Genomic DNA, 19,236 nt, shown 5'->3' with positions numbered 1-19,236 from the left:
TATTTTACCATGCGAGTTAATTATTAAGATCATACTTATGATGCAATATAACGGGATTTTTATTAATGAACAGCGCTAACCTTTTCCTGGGTTCCCGCCCATAAAAAAGAGGCGCAATCCAATGATTGGCCTCTTTTCGTTTATTTTCGATTTTTATGCTCTTTCTGTTACACTATTTTCTTTGACCATGCTGGCCCTGTTGACCGTGCTGGCCTTGCTGTTGGTTATTAGACGCTTTCGCGAAAGAAGGAAGCCCGCTTAGATAACCAACCATTCCTGAGCGCTTGTTATCGAAATTCTGATTAATATATTTCTCGATTTCTGCTTTTAAGTCATCCGGCATTTTCTTAGCTGCCAGTTCATCACCTGGATGCTGCAGGTTGCTCATCACGTAGCTAAAGCCGTTCAAATTATTAACTGCTTGAAGTCCGGTTGATTCAGCGCCTGCTGGAAGGGAAAGAATGCGCGATAACTTCTTCGTGTCTACGTTATAAGCCCACAGGTAGTTATTTGTATGCATTCCGCTGTCTTCCCCGATGAAGAGTGTTCTTGTTTCTTCAGAGAATGACAGGTTGTCCGGGTTAGCAACCTTATCCACGGCAGCTGTGTTTCCTTTTGCATCTGGAGTAGCTAAATCTTGTCCAACTACAAGGCTTTTCATTGTAGAAGCAACATAATTGCTGTTAATAGCGGCGTTGTTCTTATCCTTTTGCCCAGGCTGCAGCGATAATTCGTATGTTACACCGGAAGTGATTTTAGGAAGCTGGATATCGTCCTGTGCTTCTCCCTTTGCATCTTTCTCCATTCCTTTTTCCATATAGGACATGGCGATGTACACTTTGTTGTCTTTTGCGTTAAGTGTAACGCCTTCCATCTTGTTAAACTCAGAAGTTGCCCCGATGATCGCACCGTAGCGGCGGGATTCAAGGAAAGCAGCGGCTTTCTCCATGCCTGGCTTTACTTTTAACCATTCCACTTTCGAGTTTGCATAAGTCTTGATTTTAGTGAACCCTGGAGTTTCTTTATCGGCAGTTTCGAAAATATCGCTAAATTTGATACCTTTATCAATGTATGATTTTATTTCCTTGTCCACTCCATGGCCAAGTTTAATCCATTGGAGGTTTGCTGCTCCTCCGTTCTGGTCGCTTGTCTGCACCCACTTGGCAGCATAAAGAGTACCGGCAGATAAATCAGAAGGCTTGTCTGCAACATACATAAACAGCATGGTATTGCCGCCGTCATCCCCAAAGAAGACTGTTTTCTTATCCGGCATTACTTTCGATAATTCGTGTGAGAAGCGTCCCATGGAGTAGTGCTTCACTACTTTTGTGGAATTATCACGGTTGACAGTCACTTCAGGGATAAAACCGTAGGCATACGGGTTACCCTGCTTGTTTGCATCCTGGAAGTAGTTCTTGGTAAAGCTGGAGACATACGTTTGTGATGGATCGGCTTCAAAAGCGCGTGCATCCGGCTCGTATTCTTCACTGCTAAGATGAGTATTCCAAGGAGAGAGCGAACCATTACAAGGAATCCACAGTCCACCTACGCCAGAATAATCGACTTTTTTCAAATCGGTTACGGATAAATCTCCGGTCTTCTTGTCCTGATTAATCGTGCTTAAGCTCATGGAAGCAGGAACAAGCCCGTATGCGGATTTACCGGAATTATCGCTTGTAATATATTCGTAATGGGTGATGAGAGAAAGAGGATTTCCCCCTTTTCCTGTCGGACGTGCGCCATCGACTTTCAGTAAGCTGTTGGAATCCGGTGCATCGGAAACAAAAGGAACCGGGGTTCCTGGCACACTGTTATCCATAATCGGTTTTCCGTTGACGTCAACGGCGAGCCCGGCCGGTGTTCCATTAATTTTGTCGGTTGTTTTAAACAGCTTTTTATAGGAAAGTGGGAATAGTTTTGTTGTATTGTTGCTGTATGTTACTTTTGCCTGGGCAGTCGTATACGCACGTGCCATGTCCTGAGCCGTTGCCGGTGCGTTCATGCCAACAAATTCAACGGATTTTACGGTTACTTCTTTCTGGGGAGCTGCAAGTGCAGGGGCCACAGCGGGTACTGCTAGTGCCATGCTTAGAATAGAAACGATGATGCCTTTTTTTCTGAAGTTTTTCTTCTTCATTAAATTAATCCCTCTTCCCGTTCATAAAGTTTTTTCTACTATGTCGGTATGATAAATACAGATTAATAGTAATACAAGGATGTTAATATTTTGTAAACCTAATGTTTAGATTTGTTTAATGAATGCTTTTGTGGGAATTAAGGGTGGAAGTTGTGGTGGAAGAAAGTGTATGACGAAAAGCGAAGCGGAGATTTGAAAAAAGGCGTGAAAGTGTTTATAATGATGTATGTAGCATTTGTGGCTCCGTAGCTCAGCGGATAGAGCGTCGGTTTCCTAAACCGTGCGTCGGAGGTTCGACTCCTCTCGGGGCCGCCATACATAAAGCCAGGTAAATCAAGGACTTCCATAATCCTTGATTTTTTTATTTCCCGGCTAAACTCAATTTTTGGGTACGGAATTGGGTACGGACGTGGCAGGGCAATTCCTTACGTAACTTAATCAAACCTTATCCTTCTTTATTATAAGGCTGTTTTACCTCCTTGTTTTTGAAGACGATACTGCCAATTTTATCAGATGCTTCACTTTCTTTAGCTGGGATAGCATGGCCGTATCTTTTTAAAATCATTGATCCATCCGAATGAGCAGCACGCTTTATTACAGTCATTTATGTCTTAACGCAGGAAGAATGCGTAAATTCAGCATCCCTTCGTATCCCTGGAGGGTCGTAGGTGATAGCTCTTTTTGGGCATAAAGCTTCATCCATTTGGAACTGAACTCGGCTAAAGTGACTTTAGAGGGCTCGATATAGCTTCCTGTATTAACTTCAGCTACAAATTTAGCTAATTCTTTTTCCGCCTCCCTTTTATTAGTTGCTGTAATTGTTTTACGGTGGCGAATTTCTTTGCCGTCATCACTATTCTCCTTTCCTTACATTCTAATGTTAATTAATTAACAAGAACAAATGTTTGTATGCATTAAAATTTAATTCGGTTATACAACCAATCAATAAAGTTGTATGATTCGGTAAAATGACCAACTGAACTAGATAGATTGATAAAGGGCATGGTGTTCAAGTATATGCCGCCGAACGATTTACAGTAGGGAATAGTATTCCTGAAAAGGCCGTCCGTCTATCCATTTGTGCGCCCGAAACGAATGAAGAATTAGAGAAAGGATTTAAAGGGAATCCGGCGGCAGTATGTCCATTAAATAAATGGATAAAAGATGATTTAATGCAAAAGATTGCAGCAGAAAATAATTTATCTGAAACAGCCTTTTTTGTAAAAAAGGACAATGGATATGAGTTGAGATGGTTCACCCCAAAAGGGGAAATAGACTTATGTGGACATGCAACATTAGCATCTGCTTATGTAATATGTACTTATTTAGATAAAAGTTTAAAGAATATAAAGTTTAATACAAAAAGTGGACTTTTAGAAGTATCTAAGGATGACGGTCTATTTACGTTAGTTTTTCCTTCTAGAGAAGGAGAAAAATGCGATACTCCAGAGGCACTTATTAAAGGTTTAGGTAAAATACCTATAGAGGTCTATAAGTCAAGAGACTATATGGCAGTATTTGATACAGAGCAGGATATTTTGAGTCTTGAATTAAATATGGATGAACTGAAAAAACTAGATGGTTTTGGTGTAATAGTAACAGCTAAAGGAAAAGAAGTAGATTTCGTATCAAGATTCTTTGCACCAAAGGCAGGAGTAGATGAAGACCCAGTTACTGGTTCTGCTCATTGTACGTTAGTTCCATATTGGAAGAGTAAATTGAATAAAAATGAATTTGTCGCATTGCAATTATCAGAAAGAGGCGGAAAGCTATATTGTACTGATTTAGGTGAAACGGTAAAAATGTCTGGAGAAGCTGTAGCTTATTTAGAAGGATATATAACTGTTTAGGTAAATTCGTTCAATAGATTAAAAAACTTATTAAGCGACGGGAATCGATTGTTCAACAAGGCTGCTGAAGTAGCCTTGTTTTATTTACCGCACGATCGGGCAGTTTAATGCAATACTCTGTTTTATTTTGCGAATACGGTTCGCCGTTTATAGTCTGGTAAGGCATTATTTTATACTTCTTAGAGTATAGTCTCTAAACTTTAATATTGTCAGCATAAAAAAACCTTCCGAAAGTTAAATAGACTATAATGATTAGCCATTTCCCCTAAAAGCTGTTTCTAAGAGAGGAGCAACTTTAAGTGATGTATTCTGGTATTCGTTTTCCTTTTCCTCTTTATTTTTACTTCCTAGATTTTCAAGTATTGTACTATGATAAAATTAATACCATTATTTGAGTTGAGCAATGGTATGGGACAGTGACCCTTACTCTTACACAATTTAAAGAACAATTCACCTAAGGGGTGGGAGAAATGGCACGTGTTTTATTTATTAATGGTGGATCAGAAGGGCATATCAATCCAACTATCGGAGTTGTGCAAGAGCTTATTTCGCGTGGAGAAGAGGTAGTGTACTTTACGATAGAAGCTTTTCGAGAGCGTATTGAGAAGACAGGAGCTACTGTACGAACACTTGACGGTCAAAAATTTATAAATGCCTTTATCTCAGGTGGAAGAAATTATTTACTCGAAAGAATCAACGGTCTTTTACTTACGGCAGATATCGTCATACCAAGCGTTCTTGAACAGATCAAAGGAGAGCATTTTGATTACATCATCCATGATTCCATGTTTGGTTGTGGACGTTTACTTTCTCAAATCCTTAAGCTTCCCGCAATCAACTCCTGCACTTCTTTTGCGCAGACAAAAGAATCGTTCGATAAAATGTTGGAACAGCTTTCTATAAAAATTCCTACAGAAATAGTTAAACCTATATATGATGAATTTCAAAGGCTGACGGTAATGGTGAAGGAAAAATATGATGTGGAGATCCATTCTCCTTACGAAGTTTTTTGTAATCCTGCATCACTTACAATCGTTTATACAACTAGGGAGTTTCAACCTTTTGGAGAAGCATTCGACCAAACTTACAAATTTGTAGGTCCATCCATCGCTTCACGACTAACTCAAGAAAACTTCGACCTTACTGCAATCAAGGGAAAAAGCCCAATTTACATTTCACTGGGTACTGTCTTTAACCAAGCAATTGATTTCTATAAGCTTTGTTTTAGGGCATTAGAGAACACTGATCATACTGTTGTCATGTCTATTGGGGAAAAAGCTCAAATATCAGATTTAGGGGAGATTCCTAAAAACTTCATTGTAAAAAATTACGTTCCACAAACTGAGGTGCTGAAATACACTAAATTATTTATCACCCATGGTGGAATGAACAGTACCAATGAAGGTCTCTATTACGGGGTTCCGCTAATTGTAATCCCGCAAAGCGCGGATCAGCCGATAATTGCCGGGCAAGTTGCCAATATCGGAGCCGGTATTAAATTACAAATGCAAAGCTTGACTGCAAATCAACTACGTAAAGCCGTAGATTATGTGTTAAACCACCCATCTTTCCGTAAAGCTGTTGCAAATATTAGAGAATCCTTTCAAAAATCGGGTGGGTATCACCAAGCTGTTGATGAGATTTTCGAATTTAAAAGTCAATATGATGTCTAAATATAAAAATTTCTCAGCCGCCATTATGGGTGGCTTTTTCTTAATGGTTACGGCAACTTCTTTTTAAATTTTTAAAGGTAGACGTTTGCAGATACCTCTATAACTCCTTATTTGATACCTTTAAAGGTGCCGCAAAAAATTTACAAATGTCTGTATATCCATAGCCACCTTTAAGGACAATTGAAGATAGCTTATTCTACAATCCTGCCCTTTAGTTCAGTAACGGCAGTATTTAATCCGCTACTCAACAGTACACAGAATGCTAAAAGAACCGACGATAAAGTTCTCGCCGGCGTTCGCTCGGTCGTGAAGTAAACCTCTCTCTGCTTTGAGCCCTTGCCATTCACAATAGCAGAGCAGTTCTCCCAGTTCAGATCCTCGATGTTTATCTTCTCCACCTCACCAATTCGGCAGCCTGTGCTGTAGAGAAACTCTAGAAGAGCTCTTTCCCTTAGAGACTGACAAGAGATCTTTAAATGAATGACATCTTCCTCCATCAAAAACTTAGGAATACGCTTATCCATTTTCGGTTCACGTAATTTTAGAGAGGGATTGGAGGTTAAATACGTTTCTTCATAGGCGAATCGGAAAAGGGAACGAATAAAACGAATTCGATGTCCTAAGCTACTTGGCTTCAACCGATCGGAATGCTTGGCTAAGTATTCCTTCAGCATATTTAGAGTTACCTCTGAAATATCCAAGTCACCAAGTTCTGTTACCAGCATCTTAAGCTGCAAATCGTAGGCCTTCAATGTATTCGAACTAAACCCCTGGATTCGTTTATCGGCTTCATATAAACGCCACAACTCGCTTAAAATCATAACAAAACCTCCCATTAGAGCTATTAGTTCTAGTTTGCTTCTAAAGGAAGGTTTTAATCTGACTGAATTAAACTAGTGTTTCCCGATAGAGTTCAATTCGATGCTGACACATGTGATATGACAATCCATCATGGGTATTACCATCGAACATTTATTGTCGGAGGACAAGAACATATATCGATAAAAGACAAGAAGTTGTATCGCGCCTTCATCATCATCTGCCTACAAGAGCATCCTAAAAAGTAAAAGCCACATCGATATCTCGAGTCAGCGGAGTGGATAGACCTTGGAATCGAAAGTTGCTAGGATTGTGAGGGAATTAACTTCCCGAACCAAATCCATGTCGATGGACAACCGAGTCAAGAAAATGAATCGTTACATTAAGGCCAGCTACTTCCACATTGCATCTGCTAAAGCACACTGCGACAACTTTGATAAGTGGATTCGGAGAAGACTCCGCATGTGTTTGTGGAAGCAATGGAAACGCGTTAAAACCCGATTCCATGCGCTGGGCTGTACCCTTATGGGCTGCCTTTAAAATGGGCAACTCGCGGCGTGGTGCTTGGGAGATGTCCCGAAATATGAATAACGCCCTCAACACTTCCTATTGAGGGCTAAAGAGCTTGCTAAATCGGTATTGGGAACTTTGGTAACCTTTAAGAACCGCCGTATGCGGACCCGCATGTACGGTCGTGTGAGAGTCGGGGGTTAGCCGCCCCCTCCTACTCGATTCTGCTCCATTTTATATACGTGATGGCGCGCTCTTGGTAATCTTTTTCTTTTCTCTTTGAGCAGCAGTACTGCACACAATATTAAAAAAAACACACTGACCAAAGGCAAGGTCAGTGTCTCACCCAAATGCCTGGCATCGCCAAAACTCATAAAGAGCCTATTATCGGAAGTCCGTATACGGAATAACAAACTCAGGCATCCCTTCCGCAAAGGAAGTGTACTCATAGTTTGTGAAGTAAATAACAACCCCAGTGCGGTTAAGGAAATAATCGCGATCCGCCTCTATAGTCTGGAAAGGGTTAAGCAATAACATTTTGCGACTCTTAATCTGAGCTTTAATCTTACTGTTAATAATCGATACGTAATTCGCATTGCCATCTGCGACCTCTTTCAACGAAAGCACATTACCTGTTGCTAGATCGAAAGTGTAAGGTACGCGTGCAGTAACTCCATGCGCTCCCCCTGTGTAGATGTAATAATCCACGAAAAGGCTCAGTCGCCCCTTTTCGTTGTAAGTTACCGTGTAATGGCCATCGAAGCTCGGCTGTCGAACCGTGGCTTTCGGGTTATCGGCCAGGATTTTGTTGTTTTCTGCCACAGCCTGCTGCATTTGCTTCGAGCCAGCCGCAACATTCCTGTCGGCTTCCGCCTTCAGAAATGCATTTATTTTCTGCTGAACCGCAACATTCTCATAGCCCGAGATAACCGGATAATACACAAGTAATGACTTGCCGTCGCCATCCGCTCCGATTACTTGCGACTGAATCTTCAGCTTGTTCTCTTGAATGGCATGAATTTCAATTAACTTCCTGGCTTGCTCGTAGGAAACATCATAACCCATCCGCTCTAACAGGAAGCGAAGCGGCAAGTAAGTAGTATTGTCTTGACCGATCGGCTTAGGTCCGAATAAGATAAGCTGTCCGTTGAGTGTGATTGCGTTATTCTGAAGGTTGATCTGCAGCACGCGGCCTCGGCCCTCAATCTTAACCACCTGGGTCGCCTTCTCGTAATTTGTGCTAAGGCCTAAGTAATTGTTAAGGCTACGCAACGCGATGTACGTTGTGTTATCCTTATTGATCGTAGCAATGCTCGTCCGAGATCCTTCTATGCTAAACGGTGTTGCGGTGATCTTAAACTTTGAGCTGGCAGTTGCCGCAGATGCATGCCCAGCAGGTAATGATTGCGCCACAGGGGCCACCAAAAGAGTAGCTGCAAGTGTAATCGCAAGCAGATCTCTTTTCCCTTTATTCTTTTTCAATTTACAACATCCCTTTCTCGTGTTAGTCAATCGCCCATCTAGAGGTTAAGCGTTAGTTACCCTCTATAGACGATAAACATTCAGGAATGGTTGCAGTTCAATTTATGGTATTTTTACCTTCGTCGCCACGCCCGCGCCCGATGGATGTTCTGATCTCCTGCCTGCAGCGCCGGTGGCTCTCCCAAGACGCAGAATTCTAACGTCTCCTCCACCACGGTCATCTCAATATAACGATGAGAATTCTCTCTCCGTTTTGCTTGCGGCAGCAGATTAATTCTTTCATAATATCAAATCGTTTCTTCTGGTAAACCCGTTTGCTCAGACGCTTCTTTTATCGTATATTTATTCGTTACTGTAGTATTACTCATAACAATTCCTCCAATTGAGAGTTGACTTTGAGTTGACTCAAAGTTATACACTTCATTTAAGAAATTATAAGGAGGATCTCAATGAATGACAATAAACAGCAGAGGGTCGCACTTGTGACGGGGGCCAACAATGGCATTGGTCTAGAACTTACCCGCAATTGCTTACAGATGAATTTGATGTTATCGCCTTAATTCGTTCTGATTTTACAGATGAACCCCTGATTTCCAAGAGTATTTCAAAAGGAAAACTTAGAGTATATAAAGCAGATCTTACTGACTATGCGAGTTTAAAGACAAGCCTAAAACAAATTAAGGGAAAAGAAGAGAAGATCGACGTGTTATTTAATAATGCTGGCAATAGCCTGCCCGAACTAATTACGTCCAAGCAAGGTCGTGAAATGCATTATGAACTAATGACGGTTGTCCCTTATATAATTTTAATGGAGTTGAAGCCGCTTATACTCGAGGGTAGCATGAAGATGGTGGTTAATACCTCTTCGAAAGCGGCAAATGTTATTAAGAATTTCAATCCGGACACGTTGGAGCGCCCGACCACTTTCAAAAAATTAGTAGGCCCTTACGCGAGCTCGAAACTCGCTTTGTCTCTATGGACACAGGAGATTTTTTGGTTAAAAGTAAAGCAAAGGAATTACATTTTTCTGAGTATGGACGAAAGGTACTAAAAGACGTGCAGTCACTATACATGGAATTCAATTCATAAATTAGTTGTTAGAAGGAGTGTATTACTGCTATTCACTTAGTTTTATAAAAAGGACAGTTGCCTCTGGCAAGCTGCTCCTTTTTGCTTTACCTACTACATATTGTACCAGGATGTCGATAAACATTTATTGACGTATGTTGTTTGTTGCCGAATCGCAATTATTGTTAAGCTATTCTGCCCGATAGTTGAATAAGAAAAAACGGTAAAATCAACGAAGGGTTTTTTATGCTAATATTATTTAGAAATTTCACTATATTTTTTAAAATTGTCTAGAAACGCCTGCCAGCCTGCTTTTTGTTGCTCAACGGAATGGGTTCCTTCCGCTTCAAAAGCTTCAATTACCTTAGTGTGGTTTTCTTGACTAATAAAAGTGACCGTAACTTTTCTTCCATCTCCAAGAGTGTAAGAAATAAGTTCGTTTATTCTAATTTCATCATAAACTCCACCAAAATCAAATCCAAAGCTTCCATCCTTTGCTTCCATTCTTGTAAGAAATTCTCCGCCAATCCTTAAGTCATTTTCGGCATTAGGTGCATGCCAGTCATCAGAAGCAAAACTCCATTTCGTAATATGCTGTGGTTCTGTCCAATATTCCCACACTTTTTCAACTGGTGCATGAACTGTCGTTTCTACCGATATTGTTACTTTATTACCTGTTTCCATTATTATTACCGCCTCACTTTATTTAGATTTATGGATAATTATACCACTTAATTAACAGGAAACGATAGTATAATACGGCTTTTTCGGCAGTCGTATTTCATTTACTGCACTCCCATGAGTGCTACCTATATAGGGTGCGACAGTCTGTGATGCACCGTGGTCGTTGCAGTCAGACTAACGATTGGGCTCTAAGGCACCATAGTTCATCGACCTTCTTCGCCAGCCATAGTACCAGTATCGTCACTGAACCTCAATTTTCATTCTCTGTGGTGCAGCTCAGCTGCATGGGTGGAAGGGAATCGATAGCGTAATAACAAGGAATAACATTTTTTTATTTTTTGCAATACTTGCGTCTTGTTTTTTGTAAAAGATTGTCGAATAATCGAATTATTAGTCGTTTTTTGTTTTATTTTGTTTTACAATGTAGAATGTCTATTGAATTACACTTGAAGGCGACTTGTGTTATTCGCATTATAATTAAGTTTGGAGGCTATCATGAATTTACATCAAGAGAAAGGTCATACGTACGGAAAGAGTGAGCGATTTTCTTCTTCCGGTTTTATACTATCGGCGATTGGGAGTGCTGTCGGTCTCGGGAATATGTGGAAGTTTCCATACATTACGGGTCAATATGGCGGGGCAGCGTTTTTTCTGCTGTTTATTGTCTGCTTGATTGCGATAGGCTTGCCTGTACTTATGGCTGAACTTGCTATCGGCCGTGCCGGACGGGGAAGCGCAGCAACTTCTTTCATTAAAGCAGGAGGGCATCAGGTGTGGGGCCGGTTAGGCTTGCTGCAGGTTATTGCGCCCTTTATGATTTTGTCCTTCTACGTGATTGTGGCGGGATGGACGTTACATTATGCTGTATTAGCATTCAGTGGCAAGCTGTTTAGTAACGCTGACTTTTCCGGACAATTTACAGGATTCACCGCTGGATATATGCCAATCCTGTGGCAGATTGTTGCTGTCGTTATTACGGGATGGATTGTTGCCCGCGGCATTTCCGGAGGCATTGAGAAATTCAATAAAATTTTAATTCCTGGCCTTGTTGTTTTGTTAATCGTATTAATGGTTCGGGCAATAACACTGCCGGGTGCGGGTGCAGGCGTATCCTTCTTTCTTAATCCTGATTTCACCAAGCTGACCGCAGAGTCCGCACTGGTTGCATTGGGACATGCCTTCTTTTCGCTTTCCCTTGGTATGGGCATATTAATCACATATGGTGCTTATGTAGATAAGCGGCAGTCATTGGGGTCAGCTACACTGGCCATCGGGGCAGGAGATTTGATTTATGCTCTAATCGCAGGTCTTATTATCTTTCCAACCACATTTTCTTTCGGAATAGACCCCGCTCAAGGCCCCTCACTCGTATTTATCGCATTACCGGCAGCCTTTTCTGCTATGCCTTTTGGTACATTATTTGGTGGTTTATTTTTTGTATTGCTCGCCATCGCTGCGTTAACATCGGCTGTGTCGCTTTTGGAAGTGCCAATATCGTATACGATGGAGCGCTGGGGCTGGAGCCGGTTTAAGTCCGTCCTCATCCTTTCATTTCTCTGCTTTATATTGGGTCTTCCCTCTACATTGTCCCTGGGTATGATACCAGGATTAACGTTCGGCGGAAAAGCCTTTTTTGACTGGATGGATTTCATTGCTTCTAATATTCTGCTACCGCTTGGTGGTTTGATTACGACTATTTTTGCAGGGTATTTTTGGAAAACAGCAGCGGATGCGGCTGGCCTGAAGGCAGGTTGGTTCCGTGTATGGTTGTTTATGCTGCGTTATGTAGCGCCTATCCTGGTTGTTTTAGTGCTACTGCACACGTCAGGTTTGCTTAAAATTTAGGATATTCGTAAAGTAGACGAGCTATTAATATTGCTACAAAAATACAGTCAGAAAAAATGCTGGCTGTATTTTTTATTTCTCTATTATTTGGAAAATCGAATCAAAATCGATGAAGTAGAAACATTTTCTAAGACCTACTTTTATTGAACTCCTATGGAGAAACGGCTTTCTTTTATGTAAAAACCCCTTATCTCTAAAATCCATTCAAAAATGAAAAAGAGTAACCAGTGACGAGCTGATTACCCTTCGAGGAACAAATGAGTGTGAAGTATCTTTGGGGCACCTAGATACGCAATAGAACGGAAGAGGTTTCGAAATCATCTAGTTAATTTTAGTAAAAAGAGGTGGCCACCCTTATCTATGGCCGTAAAGACAATGAAAACAATATCGTCGAAAAGAGGTTAAGAGTGAATTACTCTTGGCATGTATTATGTTACAGCTAAAACGTTATCCCTGCGTTTTGTTACCGTTAAGAAACCGTTAAGTTGATTTAAAGCTGCTCCGCAATAATGCGTGGTGGCTTTTTTTATGTTATACGAAAATTTTATATTGCTTCACTGATGTTCATCTTTTATCGACATCTCTTTTAATTTCTTCCATAATTTCTTGCTGCATATGTACTATATGGAGTAAGCCTTTCATAGCCATATCAAAATCATGCTGATCGATAAAAACATTAATCAATAAATTGACTTTCGTTTAAGCCAACAGGGAGGAATCCGATTCTTCAACCTTACGTTTACGATAGATAATTTTGGATAAACCCACGCTGATTTCATACAGGAAAATTAGAGGGATTATAACCACGATGTCAGATACGAAGTCTGGTGGTGTAATGACAATAGAGATGACACAGAGAACAAAATAGGCCGGTTTACGTATTTTGGCGAGACGATGCGGATTTAAAATGCCCAGGTGAGTTAAAAACAACACAATCAGCGGAAGTTCGAACAAAATACCAAAAGGCACTGTAAGCCGGATCATAAAACTAAAATAGTCGTTCGCCGTAATCACCAGGTTAAAATTCCCCTGAGAAAGTCCGAGCACAAATGTGTACATCATGGGAAACAGCACAAAATAAGAAAAACTGATTCCCGCGATGAACAATAAGAAAAGGATAGGGATGTACATCATGGTGACGCGGCGCTCATGCGATGTTAGGGCAGGTACAACGAATCGCCAAACTTGATAAGCTGCGACGGGAATCGTGAGTGCAATCGCCCCCACACCTGATAGTTTCATATAAATCGCTAGAATATCCGTAGGTCCCAGAATCGCCAGCTTCTCCCCCGAACGAATTGCTAGGAAATGATAAATATGATCCACATATAAAAAACAAACAATAAGGCTGATCATAAAAAAGCCTAAAGTAATAATAATACGCTTGCGTAAATCAGATAGATGCTCCAAGACATTCATCTGTTCCATCATTTTTCTCCTTTCCAATGAAAGAAAAGGGCCGTGCATAATGCGCACTGCCCATCTTCTTCTAGCTACTTTACATGCTGAATTTTCTCTTCCGTATTGCTGATTAGTACAGGTGTTATTTTCGCCTCGACACTCTTATCTTTTTTCTCTTCCTCATCGTCATCTTTTGTTAAGTCCTTCGCAGCTGATTTGAATTCTGTCAGCGTACGACCAAACGCGCGGCCGACCTCCGGCAGTTTGCTTGGCCCAAAAATAACAAGTGCAATGATTAAAATGAGAATCAATCCGGGAACCCCTATACTTGATAACATAACGATTTACTTCCTTTCTTTAAATTCTGTAATATCTACAGTAGATAGCTGGCAATAACTCGCATGCCGTCCGAGATTAATGGCAGCTGCTCAGTCCTGTTTCCCGTCACCCACTCGATTATCCTTAGCCTCAGATTCAGGGCGAGGTTGTCTGCGTGGGGATTTACTGGCCCAGTCTGTAATCCCGAGGATATTGAGGACCTTTGCGTAATGGTCGGTGTTAAACATTGGGAAGCCCTCGGCGACTGCAGTCTTGTAGAGCTGGGGATCCAACGTATCAGGCGTTAGCCCATGATCTAACGGACTAAGTTCCAGCAAGCCTGGAATGTCGTGGTGGCGCATCTCCATGGCCTCATCAATATTGGGGACGTACCAACCGGCCATTCCGATTACACGGTTTGGATCGGATACGTTCTTCAGGATAGACTTCGTTGTAGGCAACCCTAGGGCAGGTATACGCGGGATGAAATACACCAGATCCGGTGCTAACTTTTGGAACGCCCGGACTTTCTCCACTCCGTAGGCACTGACAATAACCCGGGCTTCAGCTCGGTGTTTCCGTATCTTCGCCACTACCTTCGCAGGGTCGGCATCCTTGACGTCCAGCCATAGTAGAGCACCAATACGACTCCACTCCAGGAACTCATCGAAAGTACGTACCTTAAACTCGGTACGGTTGCCGACAAAATCTCGCTGGTACAGTTTGGAAATCTCCAGGTAACTGGTCTCGGCGACCTTTCCTGATCCGGTCGTACCACGATCCAGCGTGTCATCATGGGACATTATGATTTCGCCGTCCGAAGTCGTCCGTAGATCGATTTCAACAAACGCTGGCCCCGTTTCAAGAACATGCTGTGCCGATTCCAGGGCAGATTCGGGCCAGATACCCTGAGGAGAGTATCCCGCACGGTGAGCCATCACCAGTGGCTGGGTCGCTTGCAACGAACTCAACCGCGTGTACCTCGCTAATTCTTCGGTGGAGTTGAAGTGAATCGTATGCAGCTTCTTTTGATTGGAAGACAAAGGAACAGGGGCACTAGGCTCTGCCTTAACAGGAGTATTGGCAAGGGAGTTAATTAATGATAAACCGAAAGCGGCTCCGGCAATTTTAGTTGTCTTTTCCAAAAAAGAGCGTCGATCAAACTCTTTAGTAAAGATACTCTCGAGCAGTTGATTTTCCTTTTCAGGTGCTTGTCCATCCCTTTTCATCGCTTTTCTCCACATCCCATTCATCGTATTTTTTGTAATACTTCTATTCCGTTCATACAATTTAACTGTAATGATAAATTGTAAATCTAAGACTGTGGAATTATTAAAATTATATAACCGAGGGAAAATTAGTAAATTAGACATACACGTTATTGAGCTTTGTTTCACTAATCATCAAACAGTTTGTAACTTTTGATTTACTTATCATAGGGAGACTGGGTCCTGGAGAACGTAAAATATCCCTGGTCTTTATACCCGGAGAGATGGATTGGATTGAGAAGGCAATATATAAAAGAATCGTATTACAAATTAATGATATTTATTACGACGGGAATCGATAGTTCAATTAACCGCTCCTATCATGGGCGGTTTTTCTTTTGGTCAAAAATCAACAATAAACGATAACAGATCCTTTGCTAAAAAACAGACCAGCTCAACTTGAAGAGGTAGAAGGGGTACTGTTTGTCGTACCCATTTATTCTTATAAATAGAAGGCGCGAAATGGTGCGCTCCGGAAATTCCTGAACGCAACCTTGCATTGAGTATGTATTAACTTAAAAATGCATAGCAAGCAAATCCAAACTGATTATAGAGGTAGTGTCAATAATTTTGTGTAAGTGAGTAATGAAGGTAATATTCTTCAAATCTCAAATGGGTGTGGGTTTCTTAGTATCGATGATGAAATAACAAATGGAATGAGAATTTCTTATTATCGAGATGATATTGCTCTCTGCTTGTGTGGCCTCTATTCATTAAACGAGATAAGGCGTTTTTTAGCCAATGAACGTCGTCACTTAATTACTTCGAGGCAACAAACTAAGATAAAAGGTAAAAAGAAAGTTTCTCATACCGAGTTCAGTAAAGTTAACATCAAAACTGGTGAGGATAATGATTTTAAGGTAATCCTTTACTCCTCGGAAGGTATTATGTATCAGTTCCCAATGGTTGAAGAAGAATGGAATGAAATGGTGGCGTTAATGGCAAGGGTGATAAATGGGGATAAGAGTATGAAATATGCTATTCCATTTGGGTAATACATTTACATAACCTAAAACTTAATAAATGAGAAGATTAATCAGTTTTTGCCTTCAGTATTGATGCTGACTGTTTATCCCTTTGTTATGTTTTGAAGGTTAAAATTTCCTTTTTCATATTCACGTACCCAGCGTGAAATCGTCATGGCGTTTACTTTATACTTTCTCGCTACCAAAGAAAAAGGCCTTGTAGCGAGGGCTTCTTTAATGACTTCACTCTTAAATTCTAGAGAGTATGTATGCTTCATTTGTATTTCCTTCTTGCTTTAATTTGATTCAAAAAAAAAAGCCCTCCTTATCAGGGCCTAAACAGATAAAGAAAATGGGTTCGCCTTTATAGAGTCATCCGGGACAAGTTTCATGATACAACGAAAGCGTTGTTTCTGTGTTTTGCTACTGTTAAGAGAGTGTTAAGACTGTCCCCGCAATACTAACGGAGCGATGGTGTAATGGATTTGGTAAAATTCAATGTTGAAGTTATTCAAGTCCTAACGAAATCGATTTGTCCAAAGCGTTAACAAAAATGATTGCCGAATGGCTCTTTCTAATTAGCATGGTGAATGGTAATCATTATTTTTTACGGTGAGGAAGGGAAAACGGTTTTTTACCGGTCACTGGTGGAAGGTTCCGATATTTAGCTAATTCTTTTTCAGAAATTGTATAAGTAATGATTTCACCTGGCCACATAAATTGCTCATGATTCTTTTGTTGTGGAATAATCGAATGTTTATTGAAGTAAAGTAAACGCCCATAAACCACGTTCATCTATCCCTTCTGCTTTAATTCCAATGCATTCTCTCAACCCTTTTTCCTAATTATTATTGTAAAGAAATTTATTTAATCTTTTAAACTGTAACTAAAGATAGCCTATCAATTAATTATTGTTGTCATATTGTGTACTTGTTAAAAATTTAATAATTAATTTTTAAAAAAGAATTAAATGAAAAATATGGAGGGTTACTTCATCTTATTATGCAAGGTTTCATTGGTGGAATATGATTCTGAACTTTGACAAAGGAGCAAAAACTGAAACTTTCCCTTCGATGAAATGGCCAACAATTAATATTTATAAAGATCTTGTTTTTGTATCGATTGACCTATATGTTGTAAACTCAATATGAAATAAATGTAAAAATATATCGAATTTTATATAAATCAACTAGTAATAAATCCCTATTTATAATAGAGTGTACATAGTTTAAAACTTCAACATACATTTCTTTCGATAAGAGCAAACCTATTGAAAAATAGGGACGCAAAGCCGCGGATCTAAAGCTTTAGTAAGCTATGATAGCCGGGTTACCGAAAAAGAGAGAGACATTTTAACTAGGTGTTTATGTCTACCTTTTTCAGGGTAGGCTTTTTTGATGAGAGGGAACTCTCAGAAAGACTGTTATGTATGAGGGTAATAAAGGTAAAACAAAGAGGGGGATTTTAACAGTGAGATTCACCATTCGCACAAAATTACTCAGTAGTTTTTTTATTGTTCTTGCTCTTCTTTCCACCATTAGCATAATCGCTGTTTTAAAAATGAATGGAATGGGACACAAAGCAAGCGAAGTAAAAAATCATTGGATGCCGAGTGTCTCTACGATTGGTATTATGCATGGTGACTTCGCGGATATCGAAAAAATACTTTTAAACCTAATAGTCGAACCGGATTTCACAAAAAAAGGTGAAATTGAAAACCAATTACATGATGCTCTGAAAAAAGTAGAGGACGAGCGAAAGAGATTTAAGTCCCTCCTTTCTAGCCCAGAAGAAAAACAGAATTACCAGGCTTTTTCCCAGTCTTATGATGCTTATTTACAAAAACTTTCTCTTATCATTGAAGCAGCCAATCAAAATGATTTGACAACAGGAGAAAAACTTCGCGAGGAAGCACATCCTCTATTTGAGAAAGCAAGCAGTCATTTCGACACGCTTATCAATATCAATGTGCAAGGGGCCAATGCTGCAGTTGAGCAATCGATTCAGTTGTTCAACACGGGCAGAACCCTCGTTATTATTTTGAGTATGTTGGCCTTCGCTGTTGGCATCACCGTCGCTTTTATAATCTCCCGTATGATTTCTAGACCAATAATTCTAATAAGTAAAACCGCTGAGCAAATGGCATTTGGTGATTTGACGGGGGATGAAATTAAAGTAAAAAGTCGAGACGAAATAGGTCAATTAGCTTCTTCCTTTAATCAAATGGCAACAAATCTTCGAGAATTAATTCAACAGGTGGGAGAAAACGCTGAGCAGGTGGCCGCTTCGGCAGAACAGTTAAGCGCAAGTGCACAACAGACGGGGAAGGCTTCAGAACAAATCACTTCTTCCATTCAGGAAGTAGCCATAGGTGTAGAGAACCAGGTTGAAGGTGTGGATGAAAGTTCGAAGTCTATTAGTGAAATGTCTGTGGGAATGCAACAAGTCGCTGCAAGTGCGCAGGATGTTTCTTTGATCGCTCATCATGCTTCACAAAGAGCCTTAGAAGGTGGAGAAGCTCTTCAGACGGCAGTAAAGCAAATGAATTCGATTCACCATACAGTTAATGGCTTAGCCCAAACGGTTAAGGAATTAGGCGAGCGCTCGAAGGAAATCGACCAAATCGTGGGAGTCATTACAGAGATTGCATCGCAAACCAACTTATTAGCTTTAAATGCGGCGATTGAAGCAGCGAGAGCAGGAGAACATGGAAAAGGATTTGCCGTCGTAGCCGATGAAGTGCGTAAGCTTGCGGAACAATCCTCCTTATCTGCCCAACAAATCGGACAACTCGTTACAGCGATCCAAGAGGAAACAAAGAAAACCGTTTCATCGATGGAAGTGGCCACCAAAGAAGTAGCAGAAGGTATCGATGTAGTACATATAGCAGGAGATTCTTTTGCACAGATTCAAGCGTCTACAGGTGAAGTGGCAAGTCAGATTGAACAGGTCTCATCTACAGTTCACCAAATGGCAGCCGGAACGGAGCAAGTTGTACATTCGATTGAGCTTATCTCGGAAATAGCAAAGCAGGCTGCAACGGGAACACAAAACGTCTCAGCAGCTTCAGAAGAGCAGTTAGCATCAATGGAGGAAATTAGCCTTTCCGCATCTTCCTTATCCCACATGGCAGAAGAATTACAAACGCGAATTGGAAAGTTTAAAATATAGAACAAATAAATCCGGCATGTACACAATCCCGTATTTAGCTACCAA

At 40.6% G+C, this 19,236-nt stretch carries 17 protein-coding genes, 1 tRNA gene and 1 riboswitch; of the genes, 8 read left to right on the top strand and 10 right to left on the bottom strand.

Going from position 1 to position 19,236, the window contains the following annotated elements; all coding sequences use genetic code 11:
* Positions 1-172 precede the first annotated feature (172 nt).
* Positions 173-2,137: a PhoX family protein gene (locus MBEAL2_RS18945; protein WP_047153834.1), complete on the bottom strand. Its 1,965-nt coding sequence runs from the start codon at positions 2,135-2,137 to the stop codon at positions 173-175.
* Between the two features lie 239 nt (positions 2,138-2,376).
* Here MBEAL2_RS18945 and MBEAL2_RS18940 point away from each other — a divergent pair.
* Positions 2,377-2,452 (top strand) — tRNA-Arg (locus MBEAL2_RS18940).
* Positions 2,453-2,737: 285 nt separating this feature from the next.
* Here the strand turns inward: MBEAL2_RS18940 and MBEAL2_RS34025 are convergent.
* Positions 2,738-2,881, bottom strand: coding sequence for a tyrosine-type recombinase/integrase (locus tag MBEAL2_RS34025; RefSeq protein ID WP_369405511.1), 144 nt, complete (start codon positions 2,879-2,881; stop codon positions 2,738-2,740).
* A 332-nt stretch (positions 2,882-3,213) separates the two neighbouring features.
* On the opposite strand from MBEAL2_RS34025, the gene MBEAL2_RS18935 reads away from it, so the two are divergent.
* Together MBEAL2_RS18935 and MBEAL2_RS18930 are read left to right on the top strand one after the other, a co-directional pair.
* On the top strand, positions 3,214-3,987 hold the full coding sequence (locus MBEAL2_RS18935) for a PhzF family phenazine biosynthesis protein (protein WP_152667848.1): 774 nt from the start codon (positions 3,214-3,216) through the stop codon (positions 3,985-3,987).
* A gap of 470 nt (positions 3,988-4,457) precedes the next feature.
* Positions 4,458-5,660 carry a macrolide family glycosyltransferase gene (locus MBEAL2_RS18930; protein ID WP_047153832.1) on the top strand — a complete coding sequence of 401 codons (1,203 nt, stop codon included), beginning with the start codon at positions 4,458-4,460 and terminating at the stop codon, positions 5,658-5,660.
* 191 nt (positions 5,661-5,851) lie between these two features.
* On the opposite strand, the gene MBEAL2_RS18925 is transcribed toward MBEAL2_RS18930, so the two are convergent.
* Entirely contained in the window at positions 5,852-6,481 is a 630-nt protein-coding gene (locus tag MBEAL2_RS18925; protein ID WP_236692937.1) for a tyrosine-type recombinase/integrase, read from the bottom strand.
* A 340-nt stretch (positions 6,482-6,821) separates the two neighbouring features.
* On the opposite strand from MBEAL2_RS18925, the gene MBEAL2_RS30405 reads away from it, so the two are divergent.
* Positions 6,822-7,019: a group II intron maturase-specific domain-containing protein gene (locus MBEAL2_RS30405; protein ID WP_369405510.1), complete on the top strand. Its 198-nt coding sequence runs from the start codon at positions 6,822-6,824 to the stop codon at positions 7,017-7,019.
* A 354-nt stretch (positions 7,020-7,373) separates the two neighbouring features.
* Here the strand turns inward: MBEAL2_RS30405 and MBEAL2_RS18920 are convergent, their stop codons facing one another.
* Positions 7,374-8,402, bottom strand: coding sequence for a stalk domain-containing protein (locus MBEAL2_RS18920; protein ID WP_236692939.1), 1,029 nt, complete (start codon positions 8,400-8,402; stop codon positions 7,374-7,376).
* A 595-nt stretch (positions 8,403-8,997) separates the two neighbouring features.
* On the opposite strand from MBEAL2_RS18920, the gene MBEAL2_RS18915 reads away from it, so the two are divergent.
* Positions 8,998-9,522, top strand: coding sequence for an SDR family NAD(P)-dependent oxidoreductase (locus tag MBEAL2_RS18915; protein ID WP_052947831.1), 525 nt, complete (start codon positions 8,998-9,000; stop codon positions 9,520-9,522).
* Positions 9,523-9,794: 272 nt separating this feature from the next.
* Here MBEAL2_RS18915 and MBEAL2_RS18910 read toward each other — a convergent pair whose 3' ends face one another.
* Entirely contained in the window at positions 9,795-10,223 is a 429-nt protein-coding gene (locus MBEAL2_RS18910; protein WP_047153830.1) for an SRPBCC family protein, read from the bottom strand.
* A gap of 495 nt (positions 10,224-10,718) precedes the next feature.
* Between MBEAL2_RS18910 and MBEAL2_RS18905 the strand changes: the two genes are divergently transcribed.
* Positions 10,719-12,068, top strand: a complete 1,350-nt coding sequence (locus MBEAL2_RS18905) for a sodium-dependent transporter (RefSeq protein WP_047153829.1) — start codon at positions 10,719-10,721, stop codon at positions 12,066-12,068.
* Positions 12,069-12,767: 699 nt separating this feature from the next.
* On the opposite strand, the gene tatC is transcribed toward MBEAL2_RS18905, so the two are convergent.
* From tatC to MBEAL2_RS29500, 3 genes are all read right to left on the bottom strand, one after another.
* On the bottom strand, positions 12,768-13,499 hold the full coding sequence (tatC, locus tag MBEAL2_RS18900; protein WP_047153848.1) for a twin-arginine translocase subunit TatC: 732 nt from the start codon (positions 13,497-13,499) through the stop codon (positions 12,768-12,770).
* A gap of 62 nt (positions 13,500-13,561) precedes the next feature.
* Complete coding sequence (gene tatA, locus MBEAL2_RS18895) at positions 13,562-13,807, bottom strand: twin-arginine translocase TatA/TatE family subunit (RefSeq protein ID WP_047153828.1); 246 nt, start codon at positions 13,805-13,807, stop codon at positions 13,562-13,564.
* A gap of 90 nt (positions 13,808-13,897) precedes the next feature.
* Complete coding sequence (locus tag MBEAL2_RS29500; RefSeq protein WP_052947830.1) at positions 13,898-15,016, bottom strand: glycerophosphodiester phosphodiesterase family protein; 1,119 nt, start codon at positions 15,014-15,016, stop codon at positions 13,898-13,900.
* A gap of 617 nt (positions 15,017-15,633) precedes the next feature.
* On the opposite strand from MBEAL2_RS29500, the gene MBEAL2_RS18885 reads away from it, so the two are divergent.
* Positions 15,634-16,050 carry a hypothetical protein gene (locus MBEAL2_RS18885; RefSeq protein WP_047153827.1) on the top strand — a complete coding sequence of 139 codons (417 nt, stop codon included), beginning with the start codon at positions 15,634-15,636 and terminating at the stop codon, positions 16,048-16,050.
* A gap of 74 nt (positions 16,051-16,124) precedes the next feature.
* On the opposite strand, the gene MBEAL2_RS30400 is transcribed toward MBEAL2_RS18885, so the two are convergent.
* Both MBEAL2_RS30400 and MBEAL2_RS18875 read right to left on the bottom strand, forming a co-directional pair.
* Positions 16,125-16,298: a transposase gene (locus MBEAL2_RS30400; protein ID WP_082130027.1), complete on the bottom strand. Its 174-nt coding sequence runs from the start codon at positions 16,296-16,298 to the stop codon at positions 16,125-16,127.
* A 322-nt stretch (positions 16,299-16,620) separates the two neighbouring features.
* Positions 16,621-16,815 (bottom strand): hypothetical protein, encoded by a 195-nt coding sequence (locus MBEAL2_RS18875; protein ID WP_047153826.1) that lies wholly within the window; start codon positions 16,813-16,815, stop codon positions 16,621-16,623.
* Positions 16,816-17,270: 455 nt separating this feature from the next.
* Positions 17,271-17,357, top strand: a riboswitch (cyclic di-GMP riboswitch).
* 133 nt (positions 17,358-17,490) lie between these two features.
* On the opposite strand from MBEAL2_RS18875, the gene MBEAL2_RS18870 reads away from it, so the two are divergent.
* Positions 17,491-19,191: a methyl-accepting chemotaxis protein gene (locus MBEAL2_RS18870; RefSeq protein ID WP_047153825.1), complete on the top strand. Its 1,701-nt coding sequence runs from the start codon at positions 17,491-17,493 to the stop codon at positions 19,189-19,191.
* Positions 19,192-19,236: the final 45 nt, after the last annotated feature.

This window comes from Aneurinibacillus tyrosinisolvens (genome assembly GCF_001015055.1).
Taxonomy (GTDB): Bacteria; Bacillota; Bacilli; order Aneurinibacillales; family Aneurinibacillaceae; genus Aneurinibacillus_A; species Aneurinibacillus_A tyrosinisolvens.
The sequence above is the reverse complement of the archived record's forward strand: the minus strand, read 5'-3'. Positions and strand labels throughout refer to the sequence as shown.